15 protein-coding genes and 1 tRNA gene are annotated in these 18,857 nt (G+C 71.6%); 4 read left to right on the top strand and 12 right to left on the bottom strand.

Annotated features, from left to right (window positions below; translation table 11 throughout):
* Positions 1-85 precede the first annotated feature (85 nt).
* On the bottom strand, positions 86-730 hold the full coding sequence (locus DEJ32_RS15970; protein ID WP_146234078.1) for a type II secretion system F family protein: 645 nt from the start codon (positions 728-730) through the stop codon (positions 86-88).
* A gap of 365 nt (positions 731-1,095) precedes the next feature.
* Positions 1,096-2,334 (bottom strand): CpaF family protein, encoded by a 1,239-nt coding sequence (locus tag DEJ32_RS05215; RefSeq protein WP_110900526.1) that lies wholly within the window; start codon positions 2,332-2,334, stop codon positions 1,096-1,098.
* A 686-nt stretch (positions 2,335-3,020) separates the two neighbouring features.
* Between DEJ32_RS05215 and acs the strand changes: the two genes are divergently transcribed.
* Positions 3,021-4,985 (top strand): acetate--CoA ligase, encoded by a 1,965-nt coding sequence (gene acs / locus DEJ32_RS05210; RefSeq protein WP_110900525.1) that lies wholly within the window; start codon positions 3,021-3,023, stop codon positions 4,983-4,985.
* An 83-nt stretch (positions 4,986-5,068) separates the two neighbouring features.
* On the opposite strand, the gene DEJ32_RS05205 is transcribed toward acs, so the two are convergent.
* Both DEJ32_RS05205 and DEJ32_RS16160 read right to left on the bottom strand, forming a co-directional pair.
* Positions 5,069-5,530, bottom strand: coding sequence for a RidA family protein (locus DEJ32_RS05205; RefSeq protein WP_110900524.1), 462 nt, complete (start codon positions 5,528-5,530; stop codon positions 5,069-5,071).
* Entirely contained in the window at positions 5,527-5,685 is a 159-nt protein-coding gene (locus DEJ32_RS16160) for a hypothetical protein (RefSeq protein ID WP_181419563.1), read from the bottom strand. The genes DEJ32_RS05205 and DEJ32_RS16160 overlap by 4 nt, the downstream gene beginning before the upstream one ends.
* Positions 5,686-5,735: 50 nt before the next feature.
* Here DEJ32_RS16160 and DEJ32_RS05200 point away from each other — a divergent pair, with 50 nt between their 5' ends.
* From DEJ32_RS05200 to DEJ32_RS05190, 3 genes are all read left to right on the top strand, one after another.
* Positions 5,736-8,372 carry a transglycosylase domain-containing protein gene (locus DEJ32_RS05200; RefSeq protein ID WP_110900523.1) on the top strand — a complete coding sequence of 879 codons (2,637 nt, stop codon included), beginning with the start codon at positions 5,736-5,738 and terminating at the stop codon, positions 8,370-8,372.
* Positions 8,369-9,322: a metallophosphoesterase gene (locus DEJ32_RS05195; protein WP_110900522.1), complete on the top strand. Its 954-nt coding sequence runs from the start codon at positions 8,369-8,371 to the stop codon at positions 9,320-9,322. Before DEJ32_RS05200 ends, DEJ32_RS05195 begins: the two co-directional genes overlap by 4 nt.
* A gap of 109 nt (positions 9,323-9,431) precedes the next feature.
* Positions 9,432-9,505 (top strand) — tRNA-Pro (locus tag DEJ32_RS05190).
* Between the two features lie 232 nt (positions 9,506-9,737).
* On the opposite strand, the gene DEJ32_RS05185 is transcribed toward DEJ32_RS05190, so the two are convergent.
* The 8 genes from DEJ32_RS05185 to DEJ32_RS05150 all read right to left on the bottom strand — a co-directional run bounded on the left by DEJ32_RS05185 (position 9,738) and on the right by DEJ32_RS05150 (position 18,840).
* Positions 9,738-10,778, bottom strand: a complete 1,041-nt coding sequence (locus tag DEJ32_RS05185; protein WP_110900627.1) for an LLM class flavin-dependent oxidoreductase — start codon at positions 10,776-10,778, stop codon at positions 9,738-9,740.
* A gap of 117 nt (positions 10,779-10,895) precedes the next feature.
* A complete protein-coding gene (locus tag DEJ32_RS05180) occupies positions 10,896-11,531 on the bottom strand; it encodes a thymidine kinase (protein ID WP_110900521.1) in 636 nt (211 codons plus the stop codon).
* Positions 11,531-12,232: a response regulator gene (locus DEJ32_RS05175; RefSeq protein WP_258365935.1), complete on the bottom strand. Its 702-nt coding sequence runs from the start codon at positions 12,230-12,232 to the stop codon at positions 11,531-11,533. The genes DEJ32_RS05180 and DEJ32_RS05175 overlap by 1 nt, the downstream gene beginning before the upstream one ends.
* Complete coding sequence (locus tag DEJ32_RS05170; protein ID WP_110900520.1) at positions 12,219-13,385, bottom strand: hypothetical protein; 1,167 nt, start codon at positions 13,383-13,385, stop codon at positions 12,219-12,221. The genes DEJ32_RS05175 and DEJ32_RS05170 overlap by 14 nt, the downstream gene beginning before the upstream one ends.
* Complete coding sequence (locus DEJ32_RS05165) at positions 13,382-14,623, bottom strand: sensor histidine kinase (protein WP_110900519.1); 1,242 nt, start codon at positions 14,621-14,623, stop codon at positions 13,382-13,384. The genes DEJ32_RS05170 and DEJ32_RS05165 overlap by 4 nt, the downstream gene beginning before the upstream one ends.
* 224 nt (positions 14,624-14,847) lie before the next feature.
* Complete coding sequence (locus DEJ32_RS05160) at positions 14,848-16,098, bottom strand: Rv2578c family radical SAM protein (RefSeq protein ID WP_110900518.1); 1,251 nt, start codon at positions 16,096-16,098, stop codon at positions 14,848-14,850.
* A 46-nt stretch (positions 16,099-16,144) separates the two neighbouring features.
* The gene (locus tag DEJ32_RS05155; RefSeq protein WP_110824598.1) at positions 16,145-17,632 is read right to left on the bottom strand and encodes a malate:quinone oxidoreductase; all 1,488 of its coding nucleotides are present in this window, start codon (positions 17,630-17,632) and stop codon (positions 16,145-16,147) included.
* A gap of 149 nt (positions 17,633-17,781) precedes the next feature.
* Complete coding sequence (locus DEJ32_RS05150; protein WP_110900517.1) at positions 17,782-18,840, bottom strand: aspartate-semialdehyde dehydrogenase; 1,059 nt, start codon at positions 18,838-18,840, stop codon at positions 17,782-17,784.
* Between the last annotated feature and the right edge of the window lie 17 nt (positions 18,841-18,857).

The raw sequence follows: 18,857 nt of genomic DNA, 5'->3' as shown, positions 1-18,857 counted from the left end.
GCGGTTGCTGGACCAGCGGGCCGTGGTCCGAGTCTCGACGAGGCGCCGGTCGTGCGATCGGCATCCGCGACCGTCCGTGGAGGGGTCAGCCGAAGGCACCCGATGTGGAGGAGAGGATGCCCACGACCACGGGCACCACCCCCACCAGTACGAACGCCGGCAGGATGCACACCCCGAGCGGCAGCACGAGCCGTACCCCCAGCCGCTCGGCGCGCGCGAGACCCTCGGCAGCGGCGTCCGCCCGCCGGTCGAGGGCGCACGCGCGGAGGAGCCCGGCGGCCGGGACCCCGGCTCGTCCGGCGAGCGCCAGGGTCTCCGCGAGCCGGTCACGGTCCGGCTGCGGCCAGGACCGGTCGGCGAACACGGCGTCGACGGTGGCGCCGGCGTCGGTCCAGGCGCCACCGCCGGAGAGCGCCACGGCCCAGACGTCGAGCAGCAGCCCCGGCATCGGCTCGTTCTCCGCAGCGGAGGCCACGAGTCGCTGCGTCCACCGGTGCGCGACCGCGACGAGCACCACCGCCGTGACCAGGCAGACCGAGCCGACCGGGCTGCCCACCAGGACACCGAGCGAGTCGACACCCCAGGCCCACCCGAGCAGCGCCCCGAAGACCGGGAGCGTCAACACGACCCGTGTGCTCGCGCGTGGACCGGCGAGCGCGGTGCGGATCGACCGTGCCGTCTGTTCGGCATCGCGCAGGGACGCTGCGAGCGCCCGGAGTGTCGGTGCCACCGGCGCCCCCGTCCGGGCCGCGACGGCGAGCACCCCCTCGACGTCCCGCTCGGTCGAGGGGTCCCGCGACCCGCGACCGCCGCCCGCCGGGCCACGTCCTCGTACCGTCCTGCGGGATGGACGGGTCCGGCGTCGGACCAGTCCAGCCCGTCCCCGGCGCGGCTCCGGCTGGCCAGTGGACGGGTCCGACCGCCTCTGGGTCGGTGCGGCTGCCGCCGCGGTCACGAGCACCCACGCCCGCGGCGGTGGGACGCCGGCAGTGACCAGCACGGCGACCCGGTCCAGCGTCCGTGCGAGGTCCAGCGGTCGGCCGAGGGGATCGGTCCTCGGTCCGGCGCGGTCACCGGTCCGCGCGCGGTGCGTCGTCACGAGCCGTCTCGGTGACGTCGGTGCGCCCCGCCGGTCCTCGGGCGGCACTGCTCGTCGTCGACCCGCCGCGCATCACGTCGAGCGTCGCCCCCGGGTCGGGAGCCGCTGCGGGGCGCCGACGAGCCGCAGCCGTCGATCCGGGCCACCCCGCCCGTCCTCGCGCCTCCAAGTGCCGCCACCCGGTCCCCGCTGCTCGGCACGACCCGGCTCGGCGCGCCCCGGCTCGACGCCGCCCGGCTCAGCACGGCCTCGACGTCGGCGACCACCAACCGTCCGGCGCGGTCGACGTGCATCCGGCCCACCGCTGCCAACCGCCGCACCCCGTGCCGGCGCTCCACGTGCAGCACCAGGTCGAACGCACTCGCTGCCTGCCGCGCGAGCGACTCGGGTCCGAGCCCGGCCAGCGCACCGAGCGCTTCGAGTCGCGCGGCGACGTCGTCGAGGCCGTTCGCGTGCACGGTCCCCGCGCCCCCGTCGTGCCCGGTGTTGAGGGCCGACGTGAGCTCCCGGACCTCGGCGCCCCGGCACTCCCCCACGACGATCCGGTCTGGTCGCATCCGGAGCGCTTCGCGGAGCAGCCGACCGAGACCCAGCTCGCCGGCGCCCTCCGCGTTCGCCTGCCGGGCCTCGAGCGCGACGACGTGCGGGTGGTCGACCCGGAGTTCGGCGACGTCCTCCACCGTGATGATGCGTTCGCCGGCCGGCACCTGCGCGAGCATCGCTGCGAGGAGTGTGGTCTTCCCGCTCCCGGTGGCCCCCGTCACGAGCACGTTCTGCCGTTCGTGCACGGCCCGCTCGACGAGCCGGCGCGGCACCCGCTCGAAGAACCCTCGGTCGGCCAGGCGGTCGATCGTGGGTCGCTCGTCACGTGGCAGCCGGACGGAGATCGCCGTCCCGTGCACGGACACCGGAGCGAGCACCGCGTGCACACGGATCCCGTCTCCGTGCCGGACGTCGGCGCAGGGTGTGGTCTCGTCGACGTGCCGTCCGCCGCGGGCGACCAGGGCACGGGCGAGGTCGCGGGCGCGGTCCTCCGGCAGGACGAGTCCCGGCACGACGACCAGCCCGGCGCCCCGGTCGGTCCAGACGCCCCGTCCGCCCAGGACCAGTACGTCCGTCACGCGGTCGTCGGCGACCAGGGGCGCGAGCTCCTCGAAGTCGACCAACGACGCGGCACGCCGCCGATGGTGGGGAGGCGGAGACCCGGGCAGGAACGGAGCGCGATGACGGTGCATGGCGGCGACGGTACGGACGCGCTTCAGGTGATCCGCGCCTCCCGGCCGGACCGGTGGACAGCCCTGCCCGACGTCACGACCGCGAGCAATTTGTACCCCGACGATCACCCTCGTACCCCGTTCCGGATGCCCGGGTGCTGCAGCGATCCGGCCCAGAAGTCGCGGGTCCGCCGAAGGGCGGACCGGGACGAGTGGGTCCCGATGAGCGCGACGAGACCGGCGTGGGGCACGGGGCTGGGCCGACCGGTCTGTCCACGTCGGCCGCGTCCTGCTGCCGATCGGCGGCGTCGCGCCCGTTCCGTCCGACGCACGCCCGTGCGGTCCGGCCGGGAAGAAGAAGAGGCGGCACCTGTTGGGGGGAACGGGTGCCGCCTGGACACCGGGGTGATTGGGGGGAATCGTGACCGGTGCCACCGGGAACGAGCCCGGCAGGGAACACTGTACCCCACGAAGGGGATGCGCCGACACTCCTGGACGCGGAACGCGAGGACCTGCGCGGATCGACTGTCCCGCTGCGCGCCGGCAGGTCCGCGGTGACGGACCGGACCGCAGGACGGCGCTCGCTGCCGGCACCGGGCCGGGTCCTCCGCCGGGAGCGCGGTCGGGAGTAGTCTCCGACTGCGCCCGGTCGTCGTCTGCCTCGGTGGTCCGACCGCGTCCCGGGCGGACGAGACGAAAGGACATCGATGACGATTCCGCAGCAGGCCGCTCCACAGCAGGCCGACACCTCCGACGACGCGACGACGTTCCCACCGTCGCCCGAGTTCGTCGCGGACGCCGTCGCCGACCAGGGCCTCCACGACGCCGCGAGCGCCGACCGGGTGGCGTTCTGGGCGGAGCAGTCCCGAGCCCTGCTCGACTGGCGGACGCCCTTCACGACGACGCTCGACTGGTCCGGGGCACCCTTCGCCCGGTGGTTCGCGGACGGGGAGCTCAACGTCGCCGAGAACTGCCTCGACCGGCACGTCCGGGCCGGCAACGGCGACCGCGTCGCGATCCACTTCGAGGGCGCGAACGGCGACACCCGCACCATCACCTACGCCGAGCTGACGGCGGACGTGCAGCGCGCGGCGAACATGCTGCAGGGTCTCGGCGTCGGGCGTGGCGACCGTGTCGTCGTGTACCTCCCCCTCATCCCGGAGGCCGTGGTCACGATGCTCGCGATCGCCCGACTCGGCGCGATCCACTCCGTCGTCTTCGGCGGCTTCAGCGCCGAGAGCCTCCGTGCCCGGATCGAGGACGCCGGCGCGAAGGTCGTCGTGACCGCGGACGGCGGATGGCGCCGAGGTGCCGTCTCCCCGCTCAAGCCCGCCGTGGACGAGGCCCTGCAGGGCGAGGGCACGGGCAGCGTCGAGCACGTGCTCGTCGTGCGGCGCGGCGGCAACGAGATCGCCTGGACCGAGCGCGACCGGTGGTGGCACGACGAGTTCGCCGCCGCCGCTCCCGACCACGAGGCGCAGGCCTTCCCCGCCGAGACGCCCCTGTTCATCCTGTACACCTCGGGCACGACCGGGAAGCCGAAGGGCATCGTGCACACCTCCGGCGGGTACCTGACCCAGGCGGCCTACACGCACCGGAACGTCTTCGACATGCACCCGGAGAAGGACGTCTACTGGTGCACGGCCGACATCGGCTGGATCACCGGTCACACGTACGTCGTCTACGGTCCCCTCGCGAACGGCGTGACGCAGGTCCTGTACGAGGGCACGCCGGACGAGCCGCAGCCCGGTCGCTGGTGGGACATCGTGGACGCGTACGGGGTCACGGTCCTCTACACGGCACCGACCGCGGTCCGCGCCGCGATGAAGGCCGGTCGCCAGATCCCGGAAGCGCGCAGCCTCGAGTCGCTCCGGCTGCTCGGCAGCGTCGGCGAGCCGATCAACCCAGAGGCGTGGCAGTGGTACCGGCAGGTGATCGGCCACGACCGGACCCCGATCGTCGACACGTGGTGGCAGACGGAGACCGGCGCGATCATGATCTCGGCGCTGCCCGGCGTGACGAAGCTCAAGCCCGGCGCGGCACAGACCCCGCTGCCGGGGATCGTCACCGAGATCGTGGACGAGGACGGCACCCCCGTGGGTCCCGGCGGCAGCGGCTACCTCACCGTCACCGAGCCGTGGCCGTCGATGGCGCGCGGCATCTGGGGCGACGACGACCGCTTCGTCGAGACGTACTGGTCACGGTTCCCGGGCCGCTACTTCGCCGGCGACGGCGCCCGGCTCGACGGCCAGGGCGACATCTGGGTGCAGGGACGCGTCGACGACGTGATGAACGTCTCCGGGCACCGACTGTCCACCGCGGAGATCGAGTCCGCGCTCGTCGGGCACGAGGGAGTCGCCGAAGCAGCGGTCGTCGGTGCCGCCGACGAGACGACCGGGCAGGCCGTCGTCGCGTTCGTGATCCTCACCGCCGAGGCGGCCGAGGGCGTCGACCGCGAGGCCTCCGCCGCCGAGTTGCGCTCCTGGGTCGGCAAGCGGATCGGCCCGATCGCGAAGCCCCGTCAGGTCGTCATCGTCCCGGAGCTGCCGAAGACGCGGTCCGGCAAGATCATGCGCCGCCTCCTCCGCGACGCGGCCGAGGGGCGTCGCATCGGCGACACGACGACGCTGGCCGACCCGACGATCATGGCGACCATCGCGGACCTGATGTAGCCGGACGGACGCAGGAAGGGCCTCCCGTCACACCGGCCGGGAGGCCCTTCTGCGTCCCACGGACGCGTCGCGTCCGCAGGTGGTCAGGCCGTCAGCTCGACGACCAGCTCGACCTCGACCGGTGCGTCCAGCGGCAGGACCGCGACGCCGACCGCGCTGCGCGCGTGGACGCCCGCTTCGCCGAACACGTCGCCGACGAGCTGCGACGCGCCGTTCGCGACCGCCGGCTGCCCGGTGAACGAGGGGTCGGAGGCGACGAAGACCGTCACCTTGACGACCCGGGCGACCCGGTCGAGCGACCCGGCGACGCTCTGCACCGCGGCGAGGGCGTTGAGCGCCGCCACCCGGGCCTGCGCCGTCGCCGTCTCGGCGTCGACCGCTGACCCGACCTTGCCCGTCACCGGCAGGGCGCCGTCGATGAACGGCAGCTGCCCAGCGGTGAAGACGTGTGCGCCGGAGACGACGGCGGGGACGTACGCGGCGACGGGAGCCGCGACCTCCGGCACCGTGATGCCGAGCTCGGTCAGGCGCTCGGCGACGCTCATGCCTCGGCCTTCGGACGCTTCAGGTAGGCGACGAGCCCGCCCTCCGGGCCGGTGACGACCTGGACCAGTTCCCAGCCCTGCTCACCGAAGTTGTTGAGGATGGCGGTGGTGTTGTGGATGATCAACGGGGTCGTGAGGTATTCCCAGCGGCTCATGCGGTTCCTTGCCAGCCTTCCAGTCCGAGGTGTCGTTTAGGCTGCATCCTATGTCTGCCCAGAAGACGTCTGCCCGCCGGACCAAGCCCGTCTCCGCAGTCGGCGCCTTCGTCGGTTTCGTCGGTTTCAGCGCACTCGCCGGCCTGCTCGTCACCATCGGTGTCACGCCGGCGATCGCGGTCGCCGGCGTCACGACGACCTCGACGATCGGCGTCTTCGAGTCGCTGCCCGAGTACATCGAGCTCGGCGACCTGCCCCAGCGCAACGAGGTGCTGGCGTACTCGGGCGGCAAGCCGACCCACCTGGCGACGGTCTACGACCAGAACCGCCAGGAGCTGAAGTACGACCAGATCAGCGAGAACCTCAAGAACGCCGCGATCGACGGTGAGGACAAGCGCTTCTGGCACCACGGCGGCGTCGACATGACCTCGCTCGTCCGCGCCGGTGTCGGCACCGTCGCCGGGGGTGGCCTCGGCGACTCCGGCGGTGGGTCGACGCTCACCATGCAGCTCGTCCGCAACATCAAGATGCAGCAGGCACTCGAGCTCCCCACGCAGGAGCAGCGGATCAAGGCCTACAACGAGGCGACCAAGGTCTCCGTCTCCCGCAAGCTCGAGGAGATGAAGCTCGCGATCGGGCTCGCGAAGAAGTACCCGAAGAAGGACATCCTCACCGGCTACCTGAACATCGCCTACTTCGGTGACCAGACGTACGGCGTCCAGGCCGCGGCGCAGCACTACTTCGGCAAGAGCGCCACCGACCTCACCGCCGCCGAGGCCGCCTCGATCCTGGCGATCGTGCAGTCGCCGAACACGCGCAACCTGTCCGACCCGAAGTACTACGAAGCGAACGTCGCCCGGCGTGACGTGATCCTGAAGTCGATGTACGCCCAGAAGCACATCAACACCAAGGACTTCAAGGAGGCCATCGCCTCCAAGCCCGCCGACTACGTGCACCTGACCGACCCGACCCAGGGCTGCAAGGCCGCCGCCGGCAACGGATCCCAGTTCTTCTGCGACTACGCGGTGCAGGTCGTCAAGGAGATGTCCCAGCTCGGCTCGACGCAGAAGGCGCGCGACGCCGCCTGGCGCAACGGCGGCTACACGATCCAGACCACGCTGAACCTGGACCTCAACAACGCGCAGAAGGACCTGATCAACGCCTACGCGCCGAACACCGAGGCCCGGCTCGCCCTCGGCGGCGTCATCAACTCGGTCGAAGCCGACACCGGCCGCGTGCTCACGATGGTCCAGAACAAGAACTACAACCAGCTCGCGGGCTGCGGGACCGAGGGCGCCGACCCGAACGCCTGCGCCCCCGCTACGGACTCCGGCCTGAACCTCAGCGTCGACCAGGAGTACGGCGGCGGTGAAGGCTTCCAGACCGGTTCGACGTTCAAGCCGTTCACGCTGCTCAACTGGCTGCAGAACGGCCACGGCCTCGGCGAGATCGTCAACGGGACACCACGGACGTTCACGTCGTACCCGCTGTGCGGTTCGCAGTCACCGACGAACTACACGCCGAAGAACGACTCGGCCGGCGAGGGCGGCAACATGACGGTGGAGAACGCGACGTACCGATCGGTCAACGTGTCCTACATCAACATGGCGCAGAAGCTCGATTACTGCGACATCGCCAAGACGGCATACTCCCTCGGTGTCCATCGTGCGGCGCCGCGGGAACCCGTCGCCGCATTCGGCGACGACATGTCGAAGAAGACCACGAGGAACCTCGAGCTCTACGCCGGTTCCGTCCTCGGTGACAACTACATCGCCCCGCTCACGATGGCCGCGGCCTACGCCGGCATCGCCAACAACGGCACGTTCTGCCGCCCGATCGCGATCGACAACGTCACGAACGCGGACGGCAAGTCCCTCGGCGGCCAGGCGAAGGACTGCACGCAGGCCATCGACCCGCAGGTCGCCGCGACGGCGATCTACGCCCTGAAGAAGGTGCTGACCATCGGAACCGCCGGCGGCGGACGTACGCCGGAGGGCTTCGACGAGTTCGCCAAGACCGGTACCACGAACGACGCCGACCAGATCTGGCTGATCGGTGCGACGACCAAGGTGGCGACAGCGACCTGGATGGGCAACATCCAGGGCAAGCAGAACCTCCGCTTCGTCTACGGTCCGAACGGTTCCTACGCCGGCTCCCGCACGGCACTGTGGCGCCAGGCGCAGACGATCGTGAACACCCAGTACCCGGGTGGTCAGTTCGCCGACCCGTCGCCCGCGTCGATCCGCGGCAACAGCGTCGCCGTGCCGAACGTCCAGGGTCAGACCCCGGAAGCGGCTCGGGCAGCGATCGCAGCGGCCGGCCTGACCTACGTGGACGGCGGCGTCCAGGCCGGCGGCGGTACGCCGGGCACGGTCCTCTCGACCAACCCGGCAGCCGGGCTGCAGCTCTCCAAGGGGTCGAGCGTGACCGTGTACACGACCGACGGCTCACAGGCCGCCATCCCCGAGGTGACCGGCAAGCAGATCGGCGACGCGCAGGACGCCCTCGCCGACGCCGGGTTCACGAACGTCTCCGTGTCGAAGGACTACCCCGAGGGGAACGGCGACAACGAGTGCCTCGTGGCCGCGGTCGACCCCGGCCAGGGCACGGCGGTGTCGAAGGACACCGGGATCACCCTGTCCGTGTACGGCAACAAGAACGGCAAGTCGCCGAAGGGCTGCCGGTGACCCGAGCGCGTGGTGCCCTCGGCGTCCTCGCCGCGGGCGCCGCGCTCGGAGTCGCCTCCGCCGCCTGGGGCTCCCTCGTGGAGCGCCGCGCGTACACCATCCGCTGGGAGACCGTCCCGGTGCTGCCGGTCGGCTCCCGGGACGTCACCGTCCTGCACCTGTCCGACATCCACATGGCCCCGTGGCAGTCGGACAAGCAGCAGTGGATCCGCGACCTCAGCCTGGTCGAGCCGGACTTCATCGTGAACACCGGCGACAACCTCGGCCACGCGACCGCGAACGCCGCCGTCGAGTACGCCCTCGAGCCGTTCCGCGGGATCCCGGGCGCCTTCGTCTACGGGTCGAACGACTTCTTCGCACCGTCACCCCGCAACCCCGCGCAGTACCTCGCCGGGCCGAGCACCATGCGGGCCCATGCCGAGCCGGCGAAGCTCGACGTGGACCGTCAGACGGCCTTCTTCGAGTCCCTCGGGTGGCTGGACCTCAACGACCACGCCCGTGCCGTCGAGATCCGCGGGTCGCGCTTCGAGCTCTTCGGCACGTCGGACGCACACCGCGACTGGGACCGGCTCGACCTCCTGCCGGCGAACGTCGACGAGATGCGCTCCGAAGTGCCGTGGTCGGAGGACGAGAGCGGCCCCTCCCCCGTCTCCATCGGCGTCACGCACGCGCCCTACCGTCGCGTCCTGGACGCCTTCGTGACACAGGGCGCGGACATCGTCTTCGCCGGGCACACGCACGGCGGCCAGGTGGCAGTCCCGGGCGTCGGCGCGCTCGTGACGAACTCGGACCTGCCGCGCCGGTACGCGAGCGGCCTGCACCAGTGGCAGAACCGCACGCACTGGTCCTGGTTGAACGTCTCGGCCGGACTCGGGACCTCGATCTACGCGCCCGTGCGGTTCGCCGTCCGGCCGGAGGCGGTCGTCGTCACGCTGACGGCCCGCACCTGACCGCTCCCACGTCGATCGCGACGCGCCCGGCCGACACCGCGTGGTCGTGAGCACCCCCGATCATCGGATAGACTTCTGGGGTTGCTCCGGGAACGGAGTGATCACACCGCGGGGTGTGGCGCAGCTTGGTAGCGCGCGTCGTTCGGGACGACGAGGTCGCAGGTTCAAATCCTGTCACCCCGACACACAAGGCCCCGGCTTCTCAGGAAGCCGGGGCCTTCGCCGTTCCCGGAGTTCTCCGGCGCCGCCGGACTTCGTCGGCACAACAGGAACCGGCCCGAACCACGGGAGTCCGTGGTTCGGGCCGGTTCCTGTTGTGCACGTCCAGAACGCGCCACGCAAGCCCGCGTCGCGCAAGCCGGTGTCGTGCGGACGGTCCAAGCTGCTCGCCGGCGCGCACCCGGTCCGCGCGGCGTCAGGCGACGGCGACGCCCGGCCGGACGAGCCGCCCCTCGGCGTGCAGCCCCGCCACGACCTCGAGCGCCTGGTGCCGGTAGCGTGCCTGCGCGGCCCCGGGAGCGACGATCACCCCGTCGGCGCCGGTCGACTCGACCAACTCGTTGATCTTCGCCGCGACCTGGTCCCGGGAGCCGTACGCCTGACGTTCCGTCCGGGCGGCGATGAACCGTCGCTCGAGGTCGGAGAACTCGTACGCGCGGGCCTCCTCCATCGAGACCGGCTCGGGCTTCGCGCCCTGACGCATCCGGATGAACGAGATCATCCCGGGCGCGCTCTGCTCGTCCACGACGGCCGGGTCCTCGTCGGTGACGACCTGCACGCCGATCAACGCGAGCGGCTCGGAACGGAAACGCGAGGGTCGGAACGCCTGGTGGTACAGCGCGAGCGCCGCCTCCGTGTTGTCGGACGCGAAGTGGTGCGCGAAGGCGAACGGGATCCCCAGCGCCCCGGCGACCTGTGCGCTGTAGCCCGACGAGCCGAGCAGCCAGAACTCCGGGACGTCACCGTAGCCGGGCACAGCACGGATGCGGGCGAGCCGGTTCGACTCCTCCATACCGGTGAAGAAGCCGACCAGGTCGGCCAGCTGCTGCGGGAAGTCGTCGACGTCGAGCCGGTCCGTCCGCCGGAGGGCCATCGCGGTCGCCCCGTCCGTCCCGGGCGCGCGGCCGATGCCGAGGTCGACGCGGTCGCCGTACAGCGCTCGGAGGGTGCCGAACTGCTCCGCGATGACGAGCGGGGCGTGGTTCGGCAGCATGACGCCACCGGAACCGATGCGAATCGTGGAGGTCGCGGCACCGACGGCGCTGAGCAGGACCGCCGGCGCGGACGAGGTGATGCCCGGCATGCCGTGGTGTTCCGCGACCCAGAAGCGCTCGTAGCCGAGCTGTTCGGCCCGGACGGCCATGTCGATCGAGCCCTGCAGGGCCTCGGTGTTCGACTGCCCGTACTCGCGCGTCGCGAGGTCGAGGACGGAAAGGTGCAGGGGTGCGTCACTCATGTCCACACCAACGCGCCGCGTCGCGCGCCCATTCCGGGACACGTGTCGGACGGGAGGCCCGGGATCGGTCCGGTCTGCGCCTCCTGTCCGGACCGGGCTCTCCTGTCCGGACCGGGCTCAGTGTCCGGTCTCGCCGTCCAACCGGCCGCCGGACTCGGTGAGGTAGCAGTTGGCGCAGAGTGACTCGTACTCGACGTCGACGCCGTCGATCGCGACCTGTGACCCGTCGAACACGAACCGGCCGTCGACCTTCCGGGCGTTGAACACGGCCTTGCGCCCGCAGCGGCAGATGGTCTTGAGCTCCTCGAGGGAGTGCGCGACTTCGAGGAGGCGACGGCTGCCGGGGAACGCCTCGGTGCGGAAGTCGGTGCGGATGCCGTACGCGAGGACGGGGATCTCGTCGAGGACGGCGACCCGGAGCAGGTCGTCGACCTGCCGGGGCGTGAGGAACTGCGCCTCGTCCACGAGCACACAGCTGACCGGCCGGACCATGCCGTCGAGTGCTGCCGACTCCGGATCGGTCGCGCCCGCCTCGGCCACCGCAGCACGGACGTCCGCCTCGGCGGGGAGCACGACGTCCACGGTCCGCGTCACGCCGAGCCGCGAGACGATCTCGCGGTCGCCCTTGGTGTCGACGCTGGGCTTGGCGAGCAGGACGCGCTGGCCGCGCTCCTCGTAGTTGTACGCAGCCTGCAGGAGCCCGGTGCTCTTGCCGCTGTTCATCGCGCCGAAGCGGAAGTAGAGCTTGGCCACTACGCGAGGAACCCGTCCTCCGCCGCGCGACGGATGAGGTCGGACTTCTTCGACGCCGGACGGCCGACCTTCGCGTACTTCTCACGGACACGGCGGAGGTACGTCTTGGCGGTCTCGTACTGCACGTTCATCTGTGCCGCGACCTCGTTCGTCGAGTAGCCCGACACGTACAGGCGGAGCGCTTCCTCCTCGCCGTGGCTGAGCTTCGGACGCTGGTGGGCGCTCGCCCCCGTCGGCAGCGGACGCCATTCGCGCTGTGCCGGCGTCTCACGCGCGACGCCCATCACCTCACGCGCGATGTCCATCACCTCGCGCATCGGCAGGGACTTCGAGAGGAACGCCGCTGCACCGGCTGCGAGGGAGCGGTCGCGGGACTCGCGGGCGTCGACGCTCGACAGGACGATCACCTTCGCCCCGGCTGCTCGGCACGTGCGGACGCGGGCCTCGATCGACACCGGCTCCTTGAGCTGGAAGTCGAGGAACACCAGGTCGGTCGGGAAGCTGTCGCTGTGCACCATCTCGAGCCAGGTGTGTGCGGTGAGGGCCAGGTCGAAGTCGAAGGCGTTCACCGCGATCCAGCTCGACAGGCTGTCGAGCAGGACCTCGTGGTCGTCGAGGATGGCCAAACGCACCCGGCGGGAACCCGGGGCCGGCATGGCGGGACCGCCCTCCGGGAACCGGGTCGGGTCAGTGCTGGTCATACGAGAACCTTAATGTCAGGGACGATGGTCGGACGGCGACGTCGAGGTCCGGGAACGTCACGCGGAGCACGGCGACGTACGGATCGAACGCCCGGTGGATGCCGACGTCGGAGTCGGCCACGGCGACGTCGAAGGTCATCGTGACCGCGCTGCCCGCAGCCGAGGGGTCGGGAGGCGCGACCGTCACCCGGACGCCGGCCGGGTCGACGGTGTCGGCCGCGAGCACCACGCGCACGAAGGTCCGGACGACGGTCCGCTGGTCGGCGTCCATCGCCGCAGCGAGGCCGAGCGGGTCGACGACGGTGGCGGCGGGGTCCCCCGCGATGCGCACGGCGTACTCCAACCACGTGCGGTCCGCCTCGGCGACCATGACCTGCCGGATGCCGTCGGCGATGGCCCGCGCCCGCGCCCGGTCCGCGTCCGTCAGCGTCGTCCGCGTGCGGAGCTCGGCGAAGAAGGGAGCGACGTCCCGCGCGAGGATCGTCGACCGGTCCTGCTGCACGCTCGACGTGATGCCGTCGCGTTCGGCACGTTCCACCGAGTACGACCCCGCACGGATCTGCACGCGCTCCGCCAGGCCGGCGAAGGTGTGGGCGAACACGGCCGACGCGGCGGTGAGGACGAGGGTCGGAGCGGCGGCCAGGAACGCGGCGACCGGCACCGGGACGCCCGCGGGGTGCACGAACGCGACTGCGCCACCGGTGACGGCGCCCACGACGGCCAGGGCGAGACCGCCCGCGACGAGGTCCGTCCACGGACGGTACGGGGCGACGACCACGATGCCGATCGCACCGAGCAGCACCATGAAGTCGTTCACGAGCGACCGGTCGGGACCCCACTGCGCGGCCGCCGCGGTCACGGTCGCGAGCGCGAGCAGTGCGACGTGGGCGACGAACGCCCACCGGGTGAAGGGCGCCCGGAACGGACTGGAGGCGGTGAACACGACGACCGCGGAGGCGGCGAGCAACAGGACGGTCAGGGCGCTCAACGTCGGCGCGCCGACCACGTCACGGTCGAGGATCGACACCAGGGAGGCCCAGAGCACGCCGCCGGCACCGAGGACGACCGCGAGCGGTCGGGACCCCATCGCGCCGAGCGGGTCGTACTGCTGCGCGGTCCGTCGTCCCGGACCGCGGCGCGTGGTGCGGCTCACGAGGCCCGCTCCACGTCGTCGTGCGGTCGGAGGGGCACGGGGGCGTTCGCCGACGCGTACGGCACGCTCATCATGACGCTCGTCCCGGACCCGGGCGAGGACCACACCTGCACGTCCCCGCCGACCCGGCCGATGCGCTCGCGGACCGAGTTGCGGAGCCCCATGCGGTCGGCTCCGGTGGCCTGTTCGTCGAACCCGCGCCCGTCGTCCACGACCATCACGGTGCACGCCAGGCCGTCGTCGAAGACACTGACCTCGGCCGCGTCGGTGCCGGCGTGCTTGCGGACGTTCGTCAGGCACTGGGCGACCGCACGGAGCACCGCGGTCATCGCCTGTGGGTCGAGCCGGGCGACCGATACCGGGTCACCGGTCACGGTGATCTGCAACCCCGTGGACCGTTGCTCGTCGAGCATGCGGTCGAAGGCCGCGACCGCGACCGTGGTCGTGTCGTCGGCGCCGTCGTCCGCCGCTGGACCGTCCGCCGCGAGCCAGGCACGCCCGGTGAGCATCGCGACGTCCGCCTCCATCGTCTGCACGAGGTGCTCGTCCATCGGACCGGCCGGCGCCAACGCGATCGCGTTGAGGTGGTTCAGGACGGTGTCGTGCAGGATCGCCGCGGCTTCGGCCTCGATCCCCGCCCGGTACGCCGTCACGTGCTCTTCGCGGGCCGACCGCAGCAGCTCGGGTTGGATGCGCTCGGACCGCGTGGTCGACCGGTTCACCGCCACCACGAGACCGATGACGAACCCGAGCGTCACCCACGCGAGCACGAGCGGGTGGTCGGGGCCGCCGGCCTGCGCGGCGACGACCGACGTCACGACCCGGCCCACGACGAAGCCGGACACCGACCAGAGCACCACGCGGAGCGTCCCGCTGCCGGTGCCGCCGATGAGCACGAGCGGCACGACGACCAGGGAGAGCAGGTACGAGGTCACCCACGGGACCCCGGCGAGTTCGCGTTGCACGACGGTCGCGAACCAGTACGCGCAGATCCCCCCGACGACGAGGAACGCAGCCGCCGACCGCCAGGTGCCGACGTGGACGTGGACACCGATCATCACGAGCATGGGGACCACGGCGAGCACCGCGCCGAGGACGTGGTCCGTCGGAGCGTCGACGCGGTAGAGCAGCAGCAGGAGCGCAGCGGCGACGAGGGACCCGATCGCGGCTGCGTGGAAGGCGCGCACGGTCGACCACGCGTTCACCCGTGGGGCGAGATGCGTGGGGATGCCGAGCACCGGGGCTGTCCTTCCGTGCGGTCGAGGGGTCACGGAGCACTCGGACTCCGAGTGCTCACCGCCGCGTCAGACCGTGGGGTGGTCCGTCAGCGGCGGGGGCGCCGTCTTCGATCCAACCACGATGGGTGCTGGTGTGTACCCCGATCAGATCGCCAGGCGGCGGACTCCTCCATGGTAACGGCGACCACCAACGGGCCACTGTCCCCCGGAAGCGGGATCGACGATCAGAAGAGACGCGGTTCCACCGTGCCCGCCGCGCGGACCGTGCCCGTCTCGCGGACCGCACCCGTCGGACGGGTCGCCTCCGTCAGCCGGGTCGGGCCCGTCGGCCGACCCGCCCCCGCCGAGGCCGGGGCAGAAGCGGCCACACCGGGGGCCCCGGCGCCCGGGCCGAGCCCGTTCGACGGCCGGTACTCGGCGCGGTGGGCGTACCCGGGGTCCGCGCGCTTGAGCGGCGACTGGTCCGACGTCCGGGGCACGGCGTCGTCCGAGAACCCCATCGATCCGGTCGCCGGGTCGACCTTCCCCAGCGACAGGCCGTGCTCGTGCAGGATCGGCCGGACCCGCTCGGCCAGCCAGCGCCGGTAGTCCTTCGGCGCGTACGTGTTGTCGAGGTACATGGCCCGGTAGCGCCCCACGAGGTCGGGGTGCGTCCGGCCCAGCCACTCGTACCACCACGGCTTGATCCCGGCCTTGAGGTGCAGCGCGGAGTACATCAAGCTCGTCGCGCCGGAGGCAGCCGCTCGCCCGACCGCGTCCTGCAGGTGCGCCCGCGTGTCCGTGATGTACGGCAGGACCGGCATGAGGAACACCGAGCAGTCGAGCCCGGCGTCGCGGACCGCCCGCACCGTGGCCAGGCGTGCAGAGGTCGTCGGGGTGCCGGGCTCGACGGACTGCTGCAGGTCGTCGTCGTACACCGCGATGGACATCGCGATGTCGACCGGGACGGACTTCGCGGCCTCGACCAGGAGCGGGATGTCCCGTCGGAGCAGACTGCCCTTGGTGAGGATGCTGAAGGGCGTGCCGGAGTCGGCCAGGGCGCGGATGACCCCCGGCATGAGCCGGTACCGTCCCTCTGCACGCTGGTACGGGTCGGTGTTCGTGCCGAGGGCGACCGGGTGCCGGTCCCAGCTCGGCTTCGCGAGTTCCCGGGTGAGCACGTCGGCGACGTTCGTCTTCACGACGATCTGCTGGTCGAAGTCCGCCCCGCCGTCGAACTCCAGGTAGGTGTGGGTCGGACGGGCGAAGCAGTACACGCAGGCGTGACTGCAGCCGCGGTACGGGTTGATCGTCCACCCCCACGTGCCGCCGTCAGCTCCCCCGACCTTGTTCAACGCGGACTTCGCCAGGACCTCGTGGAAGGTCACCCCGACGAACTCGGGGGTCGTCACGCTCCGGACGAACCCGCTGTTCGACTCGAGTCCGGGGAGCATGTCGCTCCGCTCGGCCGTGATCGCCTGCCCGTCCCAACGCATGCCCCCATTCGAACACACGTTCGAACGAGGTGCAAGGAGGGGGACGTCAGCGGTGCAGCCCCAGCACCGCCGCAGTACGGTCCAGCGTGGCGCTCGCCAGGGCCGCGTCGTCGCCGAGGTCCTGTCCGTACGTCGGCACCATCTCGCGCACCGACGCCTGCCAGCCGTCCCACCGGTCCGGGAAGCACCGCTGCAGCAGCCCGAGCATGATCGGGACCGCGGTGGACGCTCCCGGGGAGGCGCCGAGCAGGCCGGCGATCGACCCGTCCCCGGACGTGATGACCTGCGTACCGAACTGCAGGACACCGCCCTTCTCGGGGTCCGGCTTGATGACCTGCACCCGCTGCCCCGCGGTGATGCGGTGCCAGTGCTCCGGCCGCGCACTCGGCATGAACTCGCGGAGCGCGTCGAACTTCGTGCGCTTCGAGGCCAGGAGCTGCCCGACCAGGTACTTCACCAGGTCGAAGTTCGAGAACGCGACGGCGAGCATCGGTCGGAGGTTGTGCGGGCGGATCGACGTGAACAGGTCGAGCACCGACCCCTGCTTGAGGAACTTCGGGCTGAACCCCGCGTACGGTCCGAACATGAGCGACGCCTGCCCGTCGACGATGCGGGTGTCCAGGTGCGGCACCGACATCGGCGGAGCCCCCACGCTCGCCTTGCCGTAGACCTTCGCCGCGTGCTTCTGCACCACCTCCGGGTCGTCGGTGCGCAGGAACTCGCCGGACACCGGGAAGCCGCCGTAGCCGCGGATCTCCGGGATGCCGGACTTCTGCAGCAGCTGCAGCGCCCCGCCGCCGGCACCGACGAACACGAACTTCGCCGCGATGCGCTGCTTCGAGCGACCGACCTCGTTGCGGACGTCGAGCACCCAGCCGTCGGAGACCTTCGAGCGGGCGATCTTCGTCACGCGGTGCGACGGTTCGAACTGCAGGCCGTCGATCTCGAGCTGGTCGAAGAGCTGCCGGGTGAGGGATCCGAAGTCGACGTCGGAGCCCGCCGCCGAGTACGTCGCCGCGATCGGCTGGTCCTTCTTGCGCCCCGGGATGAGGGCCGGTGCCCACTTCCGGATCTGCTCGGCGTCCTCGCTGTACTCGAGCCCGGCGAAGAGCGGGTGGTCCTTCATGGCGTCGTAGCGCGCGCGCATGTACGCGACGTTGTCCGCGCCCCACACGAACGAGATGTGCGGCGTCGGGTTGATGAAGCTCGTCGGGTCGGGCAACGTCCCGTCCTCGACCAGGTGCGACCAGAACTGCCGGGACACCTGGAACTGCTCGTTGACCGTCACGGCCTTGGCGATGTCCACGCGGCCGTCGGGGAGCTCGGGCGTGTAGTTGAGCTCGCACAGCGCCGAGTGGCCCGTCCCGGCGTTGTTCCACGGGTTGGAGGACTCCTGCGCCGCACTGCCCAGCCGCTCGTACACGCGGATCGTCCAGTCCGGCTCGAGCCGGTGGATGATCGCGGCGAGCGTGGCGCTCATGATCCCTCCGCCGACGAGGACGACATCGATGGGGTCCACCTGCTTCACTGCCACCCGTCGAGCCTACCGCCGCTGCCTGTCCGACGACGGGAGGCGCGGTACCAGCCGGCACCGTCCCTCCAGGCACGGCCGTCGCGCCGCTGGCGCGTCGCGCCGGTACCGGCCGGCGGGGCCCACCTCCCGTCCGTCGTGCGGCCGTCGGGTCAGACGGTGACCGTCCGCTTGGCGACCACTGTCTCGGCGATCTGGACCGCGTTGAGCGCGGCGCCCTTCCGGAGGTTGTCGTTGCTGACGAAGAGCGCCAGGCCGCGTCCCTCGGGCGCGGACTGGTCGGCACGGATGCGTCCGACGAAGGACGGGTCCTGCCCGGCCGCCTGCAGCGGCGTCGGGACGTCGGAGAGCTCGACGCCGGGGGCGGCGGCGAGCACCTCGGTCGCGCGCTCCGGCGACAGCGGACGGTCGAACTCGGCGTTCACCGAGATCGAGTGGCCGGTGAAGACGGGAACACGGACGCAGGTGCCGGCGACCAGCAGGTCCGGCAGGCCGAGGATCTTCCGGCTCTCGTTGCGGAGCTTCTTCTCCTCGTCGGTCTCACCCTCGCCGTCCTCGACGATGCTGCCCGCGAGCGGGACCACGTCGAAGGCGATCGGCCGGACGTACTTCGCCGGTTCCGGGAAGGTGACGGCGGACCCGTCGTGGGTCAGCGCCGCGGTGTCCTGCTCGAGCGCCGCGCGGGCCTGGCCGAGCAGTTCCTCGACCCCGGCCAGGCCACTGCCGGACACGGCCTGGTACGTCGTGGCGACGAGGCGACGGAGGCCGGCCTCGGTGTCGAGCACCTTGAGGACCGGCATGATCGCCATCGTCGTGCAGTTCGGGTTGGCGATGATGCCCTTCTCGGCGTCGTCGATCGCCTCCGGGTTCACCTCGCTGACCACGAGCGGGACCTGCGGGTCCATCCGCCACGCGCTGGAGTTGTCGATGACCAGGGCGCCGGTGGCGGCGAAGCGCGGCGCGAGGGAGCGCGACGCGGTCGCACCCGCGGAGAACAGGGCGATGTCGATGCCGGACGGGTCGGCCGTCTCGGAGTCCTCGACGACGATCTCTTCGCCACGGAAGCGCAGCGTCGTGCCGGCCGAACGGGCGCTGGCGAAGAACCGGACCGTGGTGGCCGGGAAGTCGCGCTCCTCGAGCAGCCGACGCATCACGGCGCCGACCTGTCCGGTGGCGCCGACGACGGCGACGGTGAGCTGGGTGTCGGTCATGGTCGTGCTCCTGCTCG

It is taken from the genome of Curtobacterium sp. MCPF17_046 (genome assembly GCF_003224295.1).
In the GTDB taxonomy this organism is placed as follows: Bacteria; Actinomycetota; Actinomycetes; order Actinomycetales; family Microbacteriaceae; genus Curtobacterium.
The sequence above is the reverse complement of the archived record's forward strand: the minus strand, read 5'-3'. Positions and strand labels throughout refer to the sequence as shown.

Coding starts and splice junctions, on each gene's coding strand:
- DEJ32_RS05200 (WP_110900523.1), top strand. CDS start 5,736: ATGTCTGCCCAGAAGACGTCTGCCCGCCGGACCAAGCCCGTCTCCGCA.
- DEJ32_RS05175 (WP_258365935.1), bottom strand. CDS start 12,232: ATGACCAGCACTGACCCGACCCGGTTCCCGGAGGGCGGTCCCGCCATG.
- acs (WP_110900525.1), top strand. CDS start 3,021: ATGACGATTCCGCAGCAGGCCGCTCCACAGCAGGCCGACACCTCCGAC.
- DEJ32_RS05150 (WP_110900517.1), bottom strand. CDS start 18,840: ATGACCGACACCCAGCTCACCGTCGCCGTCGTCGGCGCCACCGGACAG.
- DEJ32_RS16160 (WP_181419563.1), bottom strand. CDS start 5,685: ATGAGCCGCTGGGAATACCTCACGACCCCGTTGATCATCCACAACACC.
- DEJ32_RS05160 (WP_110900518.1), bottom strand. CDS start 16,098: ATGCGTTGGGACGGGCAGGCGATCACGGCCGAGCGGAGCGACATGCTC.
- DEJ32_RS05215 (WP_110900526.1), bottom strand. CDS start 2,334: ATGCACCGTCATCGCGCTCCGTTCCTGCCCGGGTCTCCGCCTCCCCAC.
- DEJ32_RS05205 (WP_110900524.1), bottom strand. CDS start 5,530: ATGAGCGTCGCCGAGCGCCTGACCGAGCTCGGCATCACGGTGCCGGAG.
- DEJ32_RS05185 (WP_110900627.1), bottom strand. CDS start 10,778: ATGAGTGACGCACCCCTGCACCTTTCCGTCCTCGACCTCGCGACGCGC.